This is a genomic window from Lentzea atacamensis, assembly GCF_003269295.1.
In the GTDB taxonomy this organism is placed as follows: Bacteria; Actinomycetota; Actinomycetes; order Mycobacteriales; family Pseudonocardiaceae; genus Lentzea; species Lentzea atacamensis.
On sequence record NZ_QLTT01000002.1, the window covers coordinates 125,409 to 141,463 of the forward strand.

At 68.0% G+C, this 16,055-nt stretch carries 16 protein-coding genes, 2 tRNA genes and 1 pseudogene; 7 read left to right on the plus strand and 12 right to left on the minus strand.

The features are described from left to right. The first annotated feature begins 29 nt into the window (after positions 1-29). From C8D87_RS09325 to C8D87_RS09335, 3 genes are all read left to right on the plus strand, one after another. Positions 30-1,385, plus strand: coding sequence for an FAD-dependent oxidoreductase (locus C8D87_RS09325; protein ID WP_109630197.1), 1,356 nt, complete (start codon positions 30-32; stop codon positions 1,383-1,385). A 180-nt stretch (positions 1,386-1,565) separates the two neighbouring features. Then, on the plus strand, positions 1,566-1,949 hold the full coding sequence (locus tag C8D87_RS09330) for a hypothetical protein (RefSeq protein WP_112226411.1): 384 nt from the start codon (positions 1,566-1,568) through the stop codon (positions 1,947-1,949). Then, entirely contained in the window at positions 1,946-2,404 is a 459-nt protein-coding gene (locus C8D87_RS09335) for a hypothetical protein (RefSeq protein ID WP_112226412.1), read from the plus strand. Before C8D87_RS09330 ends, C8D87_RS09335 begins: the two co-directional genes overlap by 4 nt. An 18-nt stretch (positions 2,405-2,422) precedes the next feature. On the opposite strand, the gene C8D87_RS45800 is transcribed toward C8D87_RS09335, so the two are convergent. Continuing rightward, a complete protein-coding gene (locus C8D87_RS45800) occupies positions 2,423-2,578 on the minus strand; it encodes a hypothetical protein (protein WP_170154703.1) in 156 nt (51 codons plus the stop codon). After that, on the minus strand, positions 2,578-3,546 hold the full coding sequence (locus C8D87_RS09340) for a class E sortase (RefSeq protein ID WP_233439127.1): 969 nt from the start codon (positions 3,544-3,546) through the stop codon (positions 2,578-2,580). The genes C8D87_RS45800 and C8D87_RS09340 overlap by 1 nt, the downstream gene beginning before the upstream one ends. A 469-nt stretch (positions 3,547-4,015) precedes the next feature. On the opposite strand from C8D87_RS09340, the gene crgA reads away from it, so the two are divergent. Then, positions 4,016-4,282 (plus strand): cell division protein CrgA, encoded by a 267-nt coding sequence (gene crgA / locus C8D87_RS09345; RefSeq protein ID WP_030465604.1) that lies wholly within the window; start codon positions 4,016-4,018, stop codon positions 4,280-4,282. A gap of 243 nt (positions 4,283-4,525) precedes the next feature. Further along, positions 4,526-4,921 (plus strand): PH domain-containing protein, encoded by a 396-nt coding sequence (locus C8D87_RS09350; RefSeq protein WP_233439126.1) that lies wholly within the window; start codon positions 4,526-4,528, stop codon positions 4,919-4,921. 5 nt (positions 4,922-4,926) lie between these two features. Here the strand turns inward: C8D87_RS09350 and C8D87_RS09355 are convergent, their stop codons facing one another. Both C8D87_RS09355 and C8D87_RS09360 read right to left on the minus strand, forming a co-directional pair. Further along, positions 4,927-5,841 (minus strand): rhomboid family intramembrane serine protease, encoded by a 915-nt coding sequence (locus C8D87_RS09355; RefSeq protein WP_233439125.1) that lies wholly within the window; start codon positions 5,839-5,841, stop codon positions 4,927-4,929. Next, positions 5,838-6,386, minus strand: coding sequence for a peptidylprolyl isomerase (locus C8D87_RS09360; RefSeq protein ID WP_109632974.1), 549 nt, complete (start codon positions 6,384-6,386; stop codon positions 5,838-5,840). The genes C8D87_RS09355 and C8D87_RS09360 overlap by 4 nt, the downstream gene beginning before the upstream one ends. A gap of 95 nt (positions 6,387-6,481) precedes the next feature. Between C8D87_RS09360 and C8D87_RS09365 the strand changes: the two genes are divergently transcribed. Further along, positions 6,482-7,051 carry a hypothetical protein gene (locus C8D87_RS09365; RefSeq protein ID WP_109630181.1) on the plus strand — a complete coding sequence of 190 codons (570 nt, stop codon included), beginning with the start codon at positions 6,482-6,484 and terminating at the stop codon, positions 7,049-7,051. 74 nt (positions 7,052-7,125) lie between these two features. Here C8D87_RS09365 and C8D87_RS09370 read toward each other — a convergent pair whose 3' ends face one another. From C8D87_RS09370 to C8D87_RS09380, 3 genes are all read right to left on the minus strand, one after another. Beyond that, positions 7,126-9,732: a hypothetical protein gene (locus C8D87_RS09370; RefSeq protein ID WP_146771668.1), complete on the minus strand. Its 2,607-nt coding sequence runs from the start codon at positions 9,730-9,732 to the stop codon at positions 7,126-7,128. A 126-nt stretch (positions 9,733-9,858) separates the two neighbouring features. After that, positions 9,859-10,554, minus strand: a complete 696-nt coding sequence (locus tag C8D87_RS09375; protein WP_112226414.1) for a hypothetical protein — start codon at positions 10,552-10,554, stop codon at positions 9,859-9,861. A gap of 101 nt (positions 10,555-10,655) precedes the next feature. Continuing rightward, positions 10,656-11,189: a DUF2020 domain-containing protein gene (locus C8D87_RS09380; protein WP_112226415.1), complete on the minus strand. Its 534-nt coding sequence runs from the start codon at positions 11,187-11,189 to the stop codon at positions 10,656-10,658. Between the two features lie 94 nt (positions 11,190-11,283). Here C8D87_RS09380 and C8D87_RS09385 point away from each other — a divergent pair, with 94 nt between their 5' ends. Next, on the plus strand, positions 11,284-11,676 hold the full coding sequence (locus tag C8D87_RS09385) for a DoxX family protein (RefSeq protein WP_109630168.1): 393 nt from the start codon (positions 11,284-11,286) through the stop codon (positions 11,674-11,676). Positions 11,677-11,998: 322 nt separating this feature from the next. Here the strand turns inward: C8D87_RS09385 and C8D87_RS09390 are convergent. From C8D87_RS09390 to gyrA, 5 genes and pseudogenes are all read right to left on the minus strand, one after another. Beyond that, positions 11,999-12,071: transfer RNA gene (locus tag C8D87_RS09390), tRNA-Ala, on the minus strand. 34 nt (positions 12,072-12,105) lie between these two features. Further along, positions 12,106-12,225 (minus strand): annotated as a pseudogene (locus C8D87_RS46835) (DLW-39 family protein); the annotation flags it as partial. 125 nt (positions 12,226-12,350) lie between these two features. Then, a tRNA-Ile gene (locus C8D87_RS09395) sits at positions 12,351-12,424 on the minus strand. Between the two features lie 70 nt (positions 12,425-12,494). Continuing rightward, positions 12,495-13,208, minus strand: coding sequence for a DUF3566 domain-containing protein (locus C8D87_RS48850; RefSeq protein WP_411711368.1), 714 nt, complete (start codon positions 13,206-13,208; stop codon positions 12,495-12,497). A 268-nt stretch (positions 13,209-13,476) separates the two neighbouring features. Beyond that, the gene (gyrA, locus tag C8D87_RS09405) at positions 13,477-16,020 is read right to left on the minus strand and encodes a DNA gyrase subunit A (RefSeq protein ID WP_109630162.1); all 2,544 of its coding nucleotides are present in this window, start codon (positions 16,018-16,020) and stop codon (positions 13,477-13,479) included. Positions 16,021-16,055: the final 35 nt, after the last annotated feature.

Here is a 16,055-nt window from a genome sequence, read left to right on the forward strand (position 1 = left end):
CGAGGTTAGGCTAACCTAAAATAGGTGTCATGAGTCGCCCCTTGCGCGTCGCGGTCGTCGGCGCTGGACCGGCCGGTGTGTACGCGGCCGACATCCTGACCAAGTCCGACGTCGACGTGCAGATCGACCTCTTCGAGAAGCTGCCGGCGCCCTACGGCCTCGTGCGCTACGGCGTCGCACCCGACCACCCCCGCATCAAGGGCATCGTCGGCGCACTGCAGAAGGTGCTCGACAAGCCATCGGTCCGCTTCTTCGGCAACGTCGAGTACGGCGTCGACCTCAAGCTCGACGACCTGCGCCAGTTCTACGACGCGGTCATCTTCTCCACGGGCGCGTCCGCCGACCGCCCGCTCGACGTGCCGGGTATCGACCTGCCGGGCAGCTACGGCGCCGCGGACTTCGTGTCCTGGTACGACGGCCACCCGGACGTGCCGCGCACCTGGCCTCTGACCGCCACCTCGGTCGCGGTGCTGGGCGTCGGCAACGTCGCGCTGGACGTCGCGCGCATCCTGGCCAAGACCGCGGACGAGCTCCTGGTCACCGAGATCCCCGCCAACGTGTACGAGGGCCTGGCGTCCTCACCGGTCACCGACGTGCACGTGTTCGGCCGCCGCGGCCCGGCCCAGGCGAAGTTCACGCCGCTCGAACTGCGCGAGCTCGACCACTCGCCGAACGTCGAGGTGATCGTCCACGCCGAGGGCATCGAGTTCGACGAGGCCTCGATGCACGCGATCAGGACCAACAAGCAGGTCGAGATGATCGTGAAGACCCTCCAGGAATGGGCGATCCGCGACGTGGGCTCCCGCCCGCGCCGCCTGCACCTGCACTTCCTGGAAGCCCCGGTCGAGGTCCTCGGCACCGACCACGTCACAGGCCTGCGCACCGAAACCCAGGAGTTGACCGGCGACGGCAACGTCCGCGGCACGGGCGTCTTCACCGACTGGGAGGTCCAGGCCGTCTACCGCGCCGTCGGCTACCTCTCCACCCACCTGGCCGACATCCCGTTCGACCACGTCTCGGGCACGATCCCGCACCTCGCCGGCCGAGTGCTGGACCTCGACGAGGTGCCGATGCCCGGCGTGTACGTGACCGGGTGGATCAAGCGCGGCCCGATCGGCCTCATCGGCCACACCAAGGGCGACGCGCTGGAGACCATCACCAGCCTCCTCGAGGACGCCTCGGCACTCCCCCGCCGCAGCGCGCCCTCCCCGGACGCGATCGTCCAGTTCCTGGAGCAGCGCGGCGTGCCGTTCGTGACCAACGAGGGCTGGCGCAAGCTCGACCTCCACGAGATGGCGCTGGGTGCCGCCGAGGGCCGTGAGCGCGTGAAGGTCGTGTCGCGCGAGGAGATGACCGCGATCTCGAACGGCCAGAATGGCGATTGACGCAGTGCCGTTCCCGGTCGTTCCCCGATGAAGCCGCCATCGCGTGTGGGCGCGATGGCGGTTTCACCTATTTCGGTGGCTCTCGTGCGGACACGTGGTCCGTGGACCCGTCGCTTCGCTCCCGCCTGGAACGCCTGAACGCGGGAGTTCGCCGCCCTCGACATCGAGCCGGACCGGGCGGTGTGGCTCGCGTGCGACCTCCTGCTCGACGGCGTCGACACCCCCGCGCTCTGCGAGCTGGCCGGCGAGTCGCCGACGCGGCTCGACAAGTGGGAAGCCCGAGACCTTCTCCGGCGAGTGCTCGAGGAACTCGGCATCCCGCCGCTGTCCTACGAGGAGGCCGACTGGTTCCTCGGCCGCGAGGCAGCGCTGCGAATTCTCGATGGCGCACCAAGCGCCGAGTGGGCTGACGAGACCTGGCGCATCACCCTGAAGCTGGCCGGCGACGGCGACGAGGTCTTCGCGGCGCTGGCGAACCACGACACCGACCCCGAGCCGTTTCGCGGCTTCGTGCGCGAATACCTGCGGCTTGCCGACGAACAGTCTGGAGCGGTCACACCGTGAACCCCGAGCTGCGCTCCCGCCTGCTGCACTTGAACGCGGATCGGCTTCTGCCGTCGCAGGCCGTGTGGCTGGCGTGCGACCTGCTGGTCGCCGGTATCGGGACGCCGGCGGTGGTCGAGCTGGCCGGGGAGTCGCCGGCAGGGCTGCTGGCGGACGACGCCGAGCTGCTCGCCGACCGGGTGCTGGCGGAGCTGGGCATTCCACGGCTCAACCGCGAGCAGGTGGAGCTGGTGGAGTGCCGTGAGCTGGCGCTGGACGTCATCAGCGGCGAGCTCGCGCCCGAGCACTGGGCGTGCTGCATCTGGCCGCTCGGGCGGTTCTGGCGAGGGGACGACCTCGACACGTTTCGGGCGGTGGCTGTGCACGACCCTGCCGAGGTGTCGGAGGACGTCCTCGAGTACGCCCGCGAGTTCGTGCGGATCGCGGATGAGCGGCTCAGGGTGTGGCTGCCCTGACCCCCTGAACCGGTGTGCTCACTCGGTGGTGACGTTGTTGAACGGCAGCTTCGGCTCCGCCCACGGGAACACCACGAACATCAGCAGCGCCACGATGCCCGCGACCAGCACGACGGCCTGGATGATCCGCAGGAACAGCGGGCCCGGCAGGTGTCGCCAGATCCAGCCGTACATCAGCCCTCCGTCATCTCTGGCGGCACGAAGCCGTCGGCCACCGGGTAGCTCTTGGTCTCGATGGCGTGCACGATCAGGCGCTGCTTGTCGGAGAAGCGCGGGTGGCAGGTCGTCAGGGTGAGCAGGCGGGCCTGCTTGTCGGGCGGCACCGTGGCGTTGACCTGGTGCGGGATCGGGGCGATGACCTCGCCCTGGGTCGGCGCCACGATCTCCTGGCCCACGGTCTTGGCGTAGGCGTCGCCGAGGGTCGTGGACAGCGGTGCCACTCCGGCGCAGGCCGGCTGCTTCGACTTCGGGTCCGAGGCCCAGCCCGCCACCTCGTTGCGCATGGGGAGCACCCGGTAGACGAACCACTGGGTCTGGGTCTGCACGACGATGGCGTTGCAGGACTGGAGCAGGTCGAGGTCGTTGAACGGGGCGCCCTTGCCCACGCGGTGACCTGCGATGGAGAAGTTGCCCGGCTCGCCCGGCTGGGCGGTGTCCTTGTAGTGGCCGGGGCCGATCTCCAGGTGCTTGTCCGTGGTGCCCTCGACCACCGAGAACTTCCAGTCGTTGCCGAAGACCGGGATGTACATCTTCGCGAAGGCCTTGCCTTCGATGAGGTTCAGCTTCGTCTGGCGGTTCGGGTCGGACGGGGGCGGCGTGACGACGTTCGAGCCCCATTCGGAGTCGAGCGCGGCGGTGGCCTCCTGCTGCTTCTCCGCGGAGAGCAGGTCGGTCACGTAGACCTCGTAGACGACGAAGAGCAGCACGACCAGGCCCATCGTGATGAGAGCCTCGCCGAAGCCGCGCACGGCCTTGCGCGCGAAGCTGTCCGGCGGCGGGGCCGGCTTGTCGTCCTCCCCGTCGTAGTACTCGTCATCGTCGTAGTACTCGTCGTCGTAATCGTCCTCGACGCGCGGGATCACCTCGGTGGGCGGATCGACCGGGCGGGGACGAGGCGGACGCGGCATTCCCTGCGCGGGCATTCCCTGCGGAGGAGTTCCTCTCGGCGGCGTCCCCGGGGGTGGACCGGGAGGCAGGCCGACAGGCGGGCCGGGAGGCATGCCGCGCGGCGGCGTTCCCGGTGGCGGTCCTTGCGGCATCCCGCGCGGAGGAGTGCCCGGCGGCGGGACCTGCTGGTGACGCGGCGGGCTGCCCGACGGGGGCAGGCTTCCGGAGAAAGCGCTGGTGAACTGGGTTGCGTCGGGCGGGGGCAGCGGGCGCGGTGAAGGTGCGGCCCGCACGTGCTGCAGGTCGTCACGACGGGGTGCAGGACGCCGTGGAGGCGGCTGCTGCGGACCCGAGTTCACCTGAGAACCTCCGCGCGGACTGTGAACTGAAAACAACTGCGTCTGCCAGGTGGTTCGCTGACCACCTTCGCTACGTTAACGTGTTCCCCGAGTAGTGCACGTAAACTTGCGTCATTCAGGGATATCCACGTCAGGCGAGGACAGCATGCCCAAGTCCAAGGTCCGGAAGAAGGCGGTCTACACCGCACCCACTGACCGCCGCACGCCGGTCAAGGTCAAGGCAGCGGGACCGTCTCACCCGGTCTACGTCGTTGTCATGCTCGGCTTCATGCTGCTGGGCCTCGCGTGGCTGGTCGTCAACTACATCGCGGCCGAGAAGATCCCGTTCATGCTCGAGCTGGGCGCGTGGAACTTCGCCATCGGCTTCGCGCTGATGATCATCGGTCTGTTGATGACGATGCGCTGGCGCTAGCCACTCGTAGCCCTCAGCTCATCACTGTTCGTCGAGGTCGGCCCGGACGTCACACGTCCGGGCCGACCTTTGTTATCACCGGGTTCACCTGGTTCATCTGAGCGTCACCGAAGCACACGGCTGTAAGTCATCCCCATTGGGGACAAGTCCTGTGGACAACTTTGCGAGAAAATGCACAAGCGGCCGTTTCCCCTCACGCGGCGCCGTTCAGCGGTCCACATTTCATGCGGGACACTCGACGGTGTGACTCGCACCTGGTCCACTCCCGCCCCGCTCGTCGCCGGCGCGTGGGTGCTCGCTCTCCTGCTCGCCTTCGCCGCGATCATCGCCGACGACAACGCGGGCCGTCTCCTCGTCGGACTGGCAACGCTGCTGGTCACGTACCTCGCGGCGTTCGCGACGATCGCGCGGCCGCGCCTGTCGGCCGACGCGAACGGGCTCGCTGTGCGCGGGTTCGCGAGCACCACCCACCTGCCGTGGCACGAGGTGAAGGTCAAGCTGCAGACCACCCGCCGGCTCGGCAGGGAACAGCAGACATTGGAACTCGACGCCGACGACCGTCTCGTGGTGCTCACGAAACTGGACCTCGGCGCCGATCCGGAAGAAGTCGCGGGCGTCCTGCACGCGCTGCGCCCGTAATCAGGTCAGCGGCACGTCCTGGCGTACTCGATGGCGTATTCGGCCGCCGTGTCGAGCTCGGAGGCGCGCAACACGAACATGCCGCCGAGCAACACCACCGCCGCCACGACAGCCGCGATTTGGTACAGGTTGCGGTTCTGCCGCGGCGCCCTGACCATCGCGAGCGTCAGCAGGCCGCCGATGACGAACCCGCCGAGGTGCCCGAGCAGTGAGGCGTTGGTGAAGAGGTTCGACACCAGGTTGATGCCCACGACCACGACGATCGTCGAAATGTCCCGCCGCTGCCGCTTCCACAGGATGAGCAACGCGCCCATCAGGCCGAACACGGCACCGGACGCACCGGCGAGCTGCTGGCAGACGGTGCCGAAGTAGAACGCCGCCGCGCTGCCGCCGAACAGCGACAGGAAGTACACGGCGCAGAACCTCAGCCTGCCGAGCTCCCTCTCGACGTGCTGGCCGACGACGTAGAGCACCGCCATGTTGAGTGCCAGGTGAATCAGCCCGAAGTGCATGAAGCCCGACGTGAGGATCCGCCACCACTCACCGTTCGCGGTGGGGCCGGGGATCATCGACGTCAACAGGAAGAGCGGCGACCTGTCGTTGTTCATCGGGCTGCCGGACTGGAAGACCGTGACCACGTACGCGAGCACGTTGAGCGCGATCAGCACCGGCGTGATGATCACGCGGTCCGTCACCTCGGCACCCACGAGCGTGCGGGCACTGCGCACCGAGCGCTTGCCCTCGTTCACGCAGTCGACGCACTGCATGCCGACCGCGGCGTCGCGCAGACAGTCCGGACAGGCCGGACGGTCGCACCTGGTGCAGCGCAGCCGGGTGGGCCGATCGGAATGACGTGCGCAGACCGGGGTTTCCGGCTCCGCTCCGATCGGCCCTTCCGGTGGCACGAGTGCGTCGCTCACGCGCGTTCGATCGTGATCCGCTCGATCTTGATGTCGTTGACGGGGCGGTCGCCGGCGCCGGTCGTGGTGTTGCCGATCGCGTCGACGACATCACGCGACTCCTGGTCGGAGACCTCGCCGAAGATCGTGTGCTTGAAGTTCAGCCACGTCGTCGGCGCCACGGTGATGAAGAACTGCGAACCGTTGGTGTTGGGCCCGGCGTTCGCCATCGCGAGCAGGTAGGGCTTGTTGAACTGCAGTTCCGAGTGGAACTCGTCCGCGAAGCGGTAGCCGGGGCCGCCGCGCCCGGTGCCGGTCGGGTCACCGGTCTGGAGCATGAAGCCGGCGATGACGCGGTGGAACAGGGTCCCGTCGTAGAACGGGCCCGATTTCGTGCCGCTCGCGTTCGCCTCGGTGTAGTCCTTGGTGCCCTCGGCGAGCCCGACGAAGTTCGCCACCGTCTTGGGGGCGTGGTCGGGGAACAGGTTGAGACGGATGTCGCCCTGCGTGGTGTGCAGGGTCGCCGTCACCTTGGTCCCGACGAAGGATTCGTTGCTGTCAGCCACCACCCCATCGTGCCATCCACGGGCGCTGATGTTCAGGAAGGGGCACCATGGGGTATCTGCATGACATCACCGGACGACAACGTGTGGAGCACAGAATGGACGAGGTGGACGTCATGACCCGTGCCGGCGAGAACGTTGGCAAGGCTGTCGGCACCGGTCTGAAGGCCGCGCGTCAGGGTGTCGTTCGCGCTGGTCACGCCGCTGAGGTGAAGTTTGCGGAGCGTGGCATCACGGCTGACCAGGTGCGCGGCGCGCTCGTCGAGCGAGCCGACCAGCTCATGGGCAAGGCGGAGGACTGGGAGAAGCAGACGCGCCGCTCCCGCAAGCGCCTCGCCAAGAAGAGCGCGAAGACGCGCGCCGACCTCATGAGCAAGGCCGAAGAAGTGCGCAAGGAAGTCAAGAAGGCGGCCAAGCACGCCCGCAAGGACGCCAAGGTGCGCGCCAAGGAAATTCGCAAGGCAGCGGCCAAGATCGGCGCCGATGCCCCGAAGCGTCGCCGCTGGCCGTGGGTGATGGGTCTTCTGATCGCCGCTGCGGTAGCCGGCTACATCGCGTTGACGCGCAGGCCGGAAGAGGTCCACCTGCAGGACGACGAGGAGCAGGCCCCGCTGCCGGAGCCCGTCCTCAACGGACAGGTGCCGACCCAGAAGGAACCCGTCAAGTAGGACGCGGAACAGCAGAACGGGTGGTCTTCCGTCTGGAAGACCACCCGTTCGCGTGAGTTCGGTTGGCTAACCGGTCAGACCGCCAACAGCAGCTGGCCGGTCATCGAACCGAGGTTGTTGAACAGGTTGAACGTCGGCACCTCGGTGGCGCCCATCAGGCCGTCCGCGAACGACAGGTCCAGCGGCAGCGCGCGGGCCTGTGCCTCTTCGCCCTCGCTCGGGTCCAGGTAGGTCACGTCGGTGACCGCCTGGCCCAGCAGCTCGACCGGCAGGTCGTAGATCAGCACGTTGCCCGCGAGCGGGACGTCCATGATCTGGCCCGACAGGCCGCTGCCCGCGGGAGCCGTGGAGTGCTCACCACTGGCGACCGCGGCGGTGAACGTCTCGGCGGTGGCGGTGGCGTTGCCCGCAGCCGCGACCGCGACGCTGACGGTCTTGACGATGGCCGGCACGTGGGCGCCGATGCTGTTGCCCGCGACCGAACCGCCCTCGGAGGTCGTGGTGTCGTCGCCGCCCGCCATCGCGACGGTCTTGTCGTGAGCGCACACCAGCGCCTGGCCGCCCAGCGTGCCCGCGAGGGACACGACCTGCACGACCGGCGCGGCGTCGGCGCGGACGATGTTGCCGGCGACCGAACCACCGTCGCCGTGGGTCTCGCGCGCACCACCGGCACCGGAGAAGGTGTCGACGGCCGCATGCGACTCGGCGATGCCGGGCGCGGCCGCAGCCACACCGAAGACCTCGGCCACACCGGCCCAGGCGACCGGGACGATGTTGCCGGAGAGCGACCCGTCCGTGCCGTCGGTGGTCTGCTCACCACCGGCGACGTGGTTCACGACGCCCTCGTGCTCGGTGTACGCGTGACCGCCGACGGTGCCGGCGACACCCGCCGGGTTCACCAGGGGCTGGGTCACGGCGCCCTCGACGAGGTTGCCGGAGAGCGAGCCGCGGTTGCCGTTGGAGACGGCGTCGCCACCGGCGACGAAGTTCGCGAGCTGGGTGCCCTCGGCCTCGGCGAGACCAAGGCCGGACAGAGCGTTGTCGGCCATCAGGAACGACGCGACGACCGGCGCGTTGACGATGTTGCTCGCGGCGGTGCTGCCCTCGGGCGTGCCGTCCGGCGTTCCGGCGACGGTGTCTCCACCGACCGTGACGTACTTGATCGAGGTCGGGGCCTTGGCGGTCGCCATGCCGCCCACGGTGTAGGCCTGGCCGACGGCGTTCGCGGCCGCGATGACCGGCGCCTGGGCGATGTTGCCGCCCAGTACCGAGCCCGTGCCCTTGGTCTCCAGCGGTCCACCGGCGGTGATGTGCTGCTCGCTGGAGGCGTTCGAGTACGCCTGGCCGCCCACCGAGAACGCGTTCGAGAACGCCTCGGCGAGCAGCGCGACCGGAGCGGACACGATGTTGCCGCCGAGCGTGCTGTCCTCACCGGTGGTCTGGACGGGGCCGCCCGAGATCATCGTGTTGGTCTCGTCGTACTGGGCAGACGCGTTGCCGAGGCCGGCTGCGGAGGTGCTGGACAGACCGTGCGGCAGCGTGACAGGCACCTGCACGACCTGGCCGGAGCCGGCGCTCTCGGCGCCACCGGTCTTGATCGGGCCGGGGCTCGCGGTCGACAGCTTGGTCTTCGAACCGCTCGCGTCCGCGTTGCCGCCGACGGTGACGGCGTCACCGCACAGCTCGCAGGGCATGGCCAGCGTCGGCTGCGCGACCAGGCCGGACAGCACGCCGCGGCGGCCTTCGGTGAGGACGTACTCGCCACCGGTGCGGGAGGGCAGCGGGGTGCCGACCTCGGCGATGCCGGTGTCGTGCGAGTGCGACGTCGCGTTGCCCGCGGCGCTGTAGGCACCGGTGTTCAGGCCGACCGGGTGGCCGTGCGAGAAGTCGACGATGCTGCCGCCGGCGACGCTCTCCGTGCCGTCGGACTTGAGGCCACCGTCGATGCGGCCGATGTCGGTGCTGCAGCCGTCGGTCTCGGCGATGCCGAGGCCTGCGATGGCGTTGTTGTTGAAGCCGACCGGCAGGGACTGGCGGATCGCGGCGATGATGCCGTTCGCCGTGCCCTTGCGTCCGCTGGTCTCCCAGTCGCCGCCGCCGTGAACCACCATGAGCGCGCTGTTCTGCGTCTTCGCGGAGGCGCCGACGCCGATGGCGTTGCCGGTGATCTGGGTGGGCACGTACCCGGTGATGCCGGCGATGATGCCGGTCAGGGTGCCGTTGTCGCCGTTGGTGGTCACGGCGTTCGGGCGGTGGTACCAGTACTCGGACTCGTTCGTCGTCTCGACGTCGCCGAGGAGGGCGATCGCGTTGCCCGAGATGTCGATCGGAACCATGCCGTCGACGGGGATGGTGGTGCCACTCAGCGGGTGACTGGGCGGGAGCACGTTGACGGCCGGGACCAGCTCGCCCAGCGGACCGGTCTTGATCTGCTCGTTGTGGATCGGCTGGGGCGCGATCTCACCGAGCGGGGTGCCGATCTTGTTGTTCGCCGCGTGGATCGGAACGTCCACGCCGGGCCCGCTCAGCAGGCCGGCCGGCGCCGAACCGTCGACGGTGCCGTGCGGCTGTGGCGGACAGGTCGCGTCGCAGCCAGCGGCGTTCGCGACGCCGGTACCGAGGGCGATCATTCCTCCGGTAACCAGTGCGGCTTGGATACCGCGCTTGGCCCAGATGCGCATTGCTACTCCTGTTCGGGGATTTCTCGGTGCGAGGGTTCGCAAATGCGCGGTTCGACGGCGCTGGGCACAACGCTGACCGAGGGGGCGGCGAAGCCTCAGCAGGCTTCCGCGAACCGCGCGCTCGGATCAGTCGGGGGTGCGGCCGGGCTGTTTCCCGACCCGCACCGACATGACGCGGACGACAGACGTCCAGGTCCGGCACACCAGCTGACCGGGTTCGGTCGTGCGCATGGCGTGGCAAGTGCCGTTGAGCTCACCCCGGCGAGGAACGACAGGCGAAGTGTCGTTCTGCTGCCTGCTGGTGACGTTCGACGACGGCAGCGTCGAAGCCACCTCCGACACGATGACGTCGGAAGTGGCGGAGGGAGGAACCGGTTCGGTGCTGAACCGGGCCACCGGCGTGCTCGACGCCGGTGATCCCGAGTGGTCCTCGACGAGGCCCAGACGGGAAGAAGCGGGTGCGACGACGTCGCCCTGCCGAAGAGCGGCCGGCGACGCGAGCGGCAGTTCGGTGGCGAACTCGTGGAGCAGCGCGAGGCCGGTGTCCAGCGAGATCGGCACGACAGGAGCCGGCACGAGGCCACGTCCCGCGTCGAGCACACGGCTCGGCAGTTCGTCGGCCTTCGTCGCGTCGGTGACCGAACTGACCACAGCGGAGGTTGTCGTGGCGGTGACGGTCACGCCGTCCTCGACCACGTCGGCCCACGCGGGCGCGGACGTGATCACCGCTGCGGCGATGGCGCCTCCGACGACCAGCAGCGCACGGCGAAGGAGCCGCGGTAGGCGGCTGTCCTTCTCCAGTTGCCGGTCTTCGGCGTGCACCAAACCCTCACTGCAGATCAGTTGTTGATCTACAGTATGTACACCGAACGGCCCAACGCGTTACCGAAAACGCATTGATCACCACAAAGGGTGACCAAATTTCAGATCTTGAGGTTGGTGATCGCGGTCTCGGCGATGCGACGAGCCTTGATCGACTGCTTCTGGTTGCTCGTCACGACCACCGCGGCGCCACCTTTCGAGACGGCGTAGACGACACCGGTGTCGTTGCTGACGTAGCCTCCGGTCCACCCGGCGGGTGAGGTCGCGGGCTGTGAACCGTCCGGCGCGGCCTCGTTCACGATCGTCTTGGCGATACGCGCGTCACCGACGTACACCCGAACGGTCAACTGGACTTCCGTCGCATTGGCGTAGAAGAAGCACGCTGGATGAGGCGCGTCCGTTGACAGTTTCACTTTCGGTACGCGCTGCCCGTTCGCCTCGGCAACGAAGCTCGTCGCGAGGTACGGGCAGGCGCCGTCCTTCTCGGGCTGCGGCGCGGGCGGCACTGTCGGAGCCGCGCTGGTAGTGGTCGTGACCTGCTGGGTCTGAGTCGTCGGAACCGGCACGTTCTGGGCGACATCAGGGCCGCACGCGGCGAGGACGCCGAGCAGGGGCAGCAACAGTGCTCGTTTCATAGGAGCAACAGTCAACCAGACCGCGAAAGTGCCTTGAGCGGCAGACTAGGTGATTGATCAACTTCTTCATCCCTGCCCGGAAGGACCACTCGCCATGCAGTTTCTTGAGCAACGACGAGACCAGGCTTTGGCCCTGTTCCGGATTGTGATCGGCGTCTTCTTCCTGATCCACGGCGTGCAGAAGCTCCTCAAGGGTGCGTCGCTGCTCTCCTGGCCGTCAGGCCCCGCCAGCCTCATCGAGCTGATCGGCGGTGCCCTGATCGTGATCGGGTTGTGGACACGCTGGGCGGCGCTGATCAGTTCCGGCGCCATGGCCTACGCCTACTTCGTGGTGCACCAGCCGCGCGGCCTGCTGCCGATCCAGAACGGCGGCGAGCTGGCGGCCGTCTACTCCTGGGCGTTCCTGCTCCTCGTGTTCACAGGCGCCGGCGCCTGGAGCATCGACAAGCTCCGCGAGTCGTCCAAAAAATCCTTGGCCAACGCCTGACCAGCCACACCCAGAAGCCCTGTTCGCAACCCAGCGAACAGGGCTTCACCTTCAGCTACAGCTTCATCGCCGCGGCAGGCAGCGGCAGCGGTGGCGGTGAGCGGTGGCGGTGAGCATCCCAGAGGATTCACGAGCGTCCAGCAGCGCTCAAGAGCGTTCAAGCTCAGATGAGGCCTGCCGAAGCCGAAGGGCGAGGCGGTCCGGGGGTCCGGGGGTCCGGGGGCTCGCCCCCGGCTGGGGTCTGGGGGCTCGGCCCCCAGAAAACACTTCGGACCGAGGAGGTCTGCGCTTTCTGCAGACACTCCTCGGTCCGAGGGACGAATGGAGACGAGGGGAATCGAACCCCTAACCCCCGCCTTGCAAAGGCGGTGCTCTGCCAATTGAGCTACGTCCCCGAAGATCCGGGGCGGCAAGCCGCCCGCGAGATCAGTCAGTGGGGGCGGTGGCCTCGCGCCAGAGGTCCGCGTCGGCCTTCGCCGAACGGTTGCGCTTCACGAAGAACAGGACCGCACCGGCAACCACGACGAGTGCGATGATCTTCTTAGCCACTGGAAACCCCTCCAAGACTGTTAATGCCCCGACCTACCGCACCAGCCTACAGGCTTTGCGAGACTTGGGCCGGGGCTCTGGGATGCATCCCAGACAGAACGATGATGATTCGAAAGTAAATCGAGTGGGCCTAGGAGGACTTGAACCTCCGACCTCTTCATTATCAGTGAAGCGCTCTAACCGCCTGAGCTATAGGCCCTCGATCATCACCCCTTGGGGCAACGAGGAAGACCTTACAGGATCGTCCTTCGCTGCCCCAAATCAGGGGGTCACTCCCGCTCGGAGAGCGTCAACTCCAAGCCACCGGCCAAGTCCGCGGACACGTTGTAGACGAACGCGCCGACGGTCGCGAGGGCGGTGAAGAGCACGATGTTGACCGCGCCGATGATCGCCGAGACGCCGAACACGCGGCCGGCACTGATCAGCGGCTCGCCCGGCTCGTTGGCCTGGAGCAGGTCGTTCGCGGTGCTGTTGATCTTGTCCCACACGCCCATGCCGTGCAGCACGCCGTAGAGCACACCGACCGCCACCAGCCAGACGAAGAACAGCGCGACGCCGAGCACCAGGGCGAGCTTGAGCACCGACCACGGGTCGACGCGCTTCACCTGGAGGGAGGCGCGGCGCGGGCCGCGACCGGGGCGGCGGGCCGACGGGGTGGCCGCGGCGGGACGGGCTCCCCCGTTGCCGAGGTTCACCGACGTGCGGCTGCTGCCCAGGCCCGCCGGCACGGCCGAGCCCGTGACCACGGGCTTCTGCACCTTGACGGTGTCCGGGTCGGTCGACGGGAACGCCGGCTCGGAGGACGGAACGGGCGGCGCGGCCGGAGCCACGTACGCCTGGGTCGAGTCCTGCTGGGTGGCTTCCGTGTCGTTCGTCACGCGCTGCCAGGGCGGCGGCGCGGAGGCGACGACCGGCTCCTCGGCGACAGGCGCGACCGGCTCAGCGGCAGGCGTCGGAGCAGGCGCGGAAGCAGGCGTCTCCACCGAGACGGTTTTCTCCTCGGCAGGCGTCGGAGCAGGCTTTTCAGCGGGCGCGGCGACCTCTGCCGCCTTCTCCGCCGACACCGGCTTCGTCTTGTCCTGCGCGTTCCCACCCGAGGAACCGGAGGCCGCCGGCGCGGCCGAGTCCGCCTTCTTCGCGTCGGTCTGCGAAGCCGGCTTGGTGATCACCGCGGTCTTGTCCGCGTCCCGACCTTCGCGGTTCTCGGGTGGAGTCACGAGCTGTCCTTAGCCTCTCGCTAGCAAGTTCCGACTACTCAGCCGAGTCGGTGGGGGTGACTGCCTGGTCGGCGGCAGAGTCCTCCGCGGCAGACGTCTCACCGTTAGTGACGTCGCTGGGCTCGTCCGCGTTGCGTGCGACGGCGATCAAAGTGGTGCTTTCGCCGAGGTTCATCAGCCGCACGCCCTTCGTCTGCCGTCCAGCCTTGCGCACCTGCTCGGCTCGGGTCCTGATGACCCCGCCGCTCGAGGTGATGGCGTAGAGCTCGTCGTCGACGTCGACGATGAGCGCGCCCACCAGCCTGCCACGTCGGCGGTCGTGCTGAATGGTCAGCACACCCTTGCCGCCCCGACCTTGGACCGGGTAGTCCTCGATCGGCGTTCGCTTCGAGTACCCACCGTCGGTTGCGACCAAAACGAAGAGTCCTTCTTGGACGACGCCCACCGAGAGCAGCTCGTCGTCGGCGTTGAACCGCATGCCCTGCACGCCTGACGTGGCTCGACCCATCGGGCGCAGCACGTCGTCGGTCGCGTGGAAGCGGATCGACTGGCCGTCCGCGGACACCATCAGCAGGTCGTCGTCCGCCGAGCAGAGCACGGCTCCGACCAGCTCGTCGTCCTCGCGCAGGTTGATGCCGATAAGACCACCTGATCGGTTGGAATCGAAGTCGGAAAGCTTCGACTTCTTCACCAGACCCTTGCGGGTGGCGAGCACGAGGTACGGCGACACCTCGTAGTTCTTGATCTGGATGACCTGCGCGATCTCCTCGTCCGGCTGGAACGCGAGGAGGTTCGCGACGTGCTGACCGCGTGCATTCCGGTTGGCTTCCGGCAGCTCGTACGCCTTCGTGCGGTACACGCGGCCCTTGTTCGTGAAGAACAGGATCCAGTCGTGCGTCGAACACACGAAGAAGTGCGCGACGATGTCGTCCTGCTTGAGCTGTGCGCCCTGGACGCCCTTGCCGCCGCGCTTCTGCGCCCGGTAGAGGTCGGTCTTGGTGCGCTTGGCGTAGCCGGTGCGCGTGATCGTGACGACCACGTCCTCGACCGCGATCAGGTCCTCCATGGACACGTCGCCGTCGAACGGGATGATCTTCGTGCGGCGGTCGTCGCCGTGCTTCTCCACGATCGCCAGGAGCTCCTCGCGCACGATGGCGCGCTGCCGCTCCGGCTTTTCGAGGATGTCCTTGAGGTCCGCGATCTCCAGCTCGATCTCGGCCAGCTGGTCGATGATCTTCTGGCGCTCCAGGGCGGCCAGGCGGCGGAGCTGCATCTCCAGGATCGCGTTGGCCTGGACCTCGTCGACGTCGAGGAGCTCCATCAGGCCCGTGCGCGCGATGTCCGGCGTCTCGGACCGGCGGATCAACGCGATCACGGCGTCGAGCTGGTCGAGCGCCTTCACCAAGCCGCGCAAGATGTGCGCGCGCTCTTCGGCCTTGCGCAGGCGGAACCTGGTGCGCCGCTGGATGACCTCGATCTGGTGCTTCACGTAGTGGCGGATCATCTGGTCGATCCGCAACGTGCGCGGCACGCCGTCGACCAGCGCCAGCATGTTGACGCCGAACGAGTACTGCAGCTGGGTGTGCTTGTAGAGGTTGTTCAGCACGACCTTCGCCACCGCGTCGCGCTTGAGCGTGATCACGATGCGCATGCCGATGCGGCGGTTCGACTCGTCCGCGATGTTCGCGATGCCGGTGAGCTTGGCGTCGCGGACCAGCGCGGCGATGTTCTCGACCAGGTTGTCCGGGTTGACCTGGTACGGCAGTTCGGTGACGACCAGGATCGTGCGGCCCTTGGCGTCCTCGTCCACCTCGACGACGGCGCGCATGCGGACCGAGCCGCGGCCGGTGCGGTACGCGTCCTCGATGCCGGAGGTGCCGAGGATCTGGCCGTACGTCGGGAAGTCCGGCCCCTTGATCCGCGCGATCGTGGCCTCGAGGGTCTCCTCGTCGGAGGCCTCGTGGTTGTCCAGCGCCCACACCACCGCGTCCGCGACCTCGCGCAGGTTGTGCGGCGGGATGTTGGTCGCCATGCCGACCGCGATGCCCGAGCTGCCGTTGATCAGGAGGTTCGGGATGCGCGACGGGAGGACGACCGGTTCCTGGATGCGGCCGTCGTAGTTGTCGCGGAAGTCGACGGTCTCTTCCTCGATGTCGGCCAGCATGTGCATGGCCAGCGGGGAGAGCCGGCACTCCGTGTACCGCATGGCGGCGGCGGGGTCGTTGCCCGGCGAGCCGAAGTTGCCCTGGCCGTCGATCAACGGGTAGCGCAGCGCCCACGGCTGGGCGAGACGCACCAACGCGTCGTAGATCGCCGAGTCACCGTGCGGGTGGTAGTTGCCCATCACGTCGCCGACGACACGAGCGCACTTGTTGTAGCCGCGGTCGGGACGGAAACCGGAGTCGAACATCGAGTACAGCACCCGCACGTGCACGGGCTTCAACCCGTCGCGCACGTCCGGCAGCGCGCGACCCACGATGACGGACATCGCGTAGTTGATGTACGAGTTCTGCATCTCCTGCTGGATCTCGACCGGCTCGATGCGGTCGTGCTCCGGCGGCAGAGTCGTCTCGGTCACTGTTCTCTTTCCTTCTCGCCAGAAACGCCAGGGTG

Excerpts from the sequence above, each read along its gene's own strand:
- C8D87_RS09325 (WP_109630197.1), top strand. The coding sequence starts at position 30 with ATGAGTCGCCCCTTGCGCGTCGCGGTCGTCGGCGCTGGACCGGCCGGT.
- C8D87_RS45800 (WP_170154703.1), bottom strand. The coding sequence starts at position 2,578 with ATGTACGGCTGGATCTGGCGACACCTGCCGGGCCCGCTGTTCCTGCGG.
- C8D87_RS09340 (WP_233439127.1), bottom strand. The coding sequence starts at position 3,546 with ATGCCCGCGCAGGGAATGCCGCGTCCGCCTCGTCCCCGCCCGGTCGAT.
- crgA (WP_030465604.1), top strand. The coding sequence starts at position 4,016 with ATGCCCAAGTCCAAGGTCCGGAAGAAGGCGGTCTACACCGCACCCACT.
- C8D87_RS09365 (WP_109630181.1), top strand. The coding sequence starts at position 6,482 with ATGGACGAGGTGGACGTCATGACCCGTGCCGGCGAGAACGTTGGCAAG.
- C8D87_RS09370 (WP_146771668.1), bottom strand. The coding sequence starts at position 9,732 with ATGCGCATCTGGGCCAAGCGCGGTATCCAAGCCGCACTGGTTACCGGA.
- C8D87_RS09380 (WP_112226415.1), bottom strand. The coding sequence starts at position 11,189 with ATGAAACGAGCACTGTTGCTGCCCCTGCTCGGCGTCCTCGCCGCGTGC.
- C8D87_RS09385 (WP_109630168.1), top strand. The coding sequence starts at position 11,284 with ATGCAGTTTCTTGAGCAACGACGAGACCAGGCTTTGGCCCTGTTCCGG.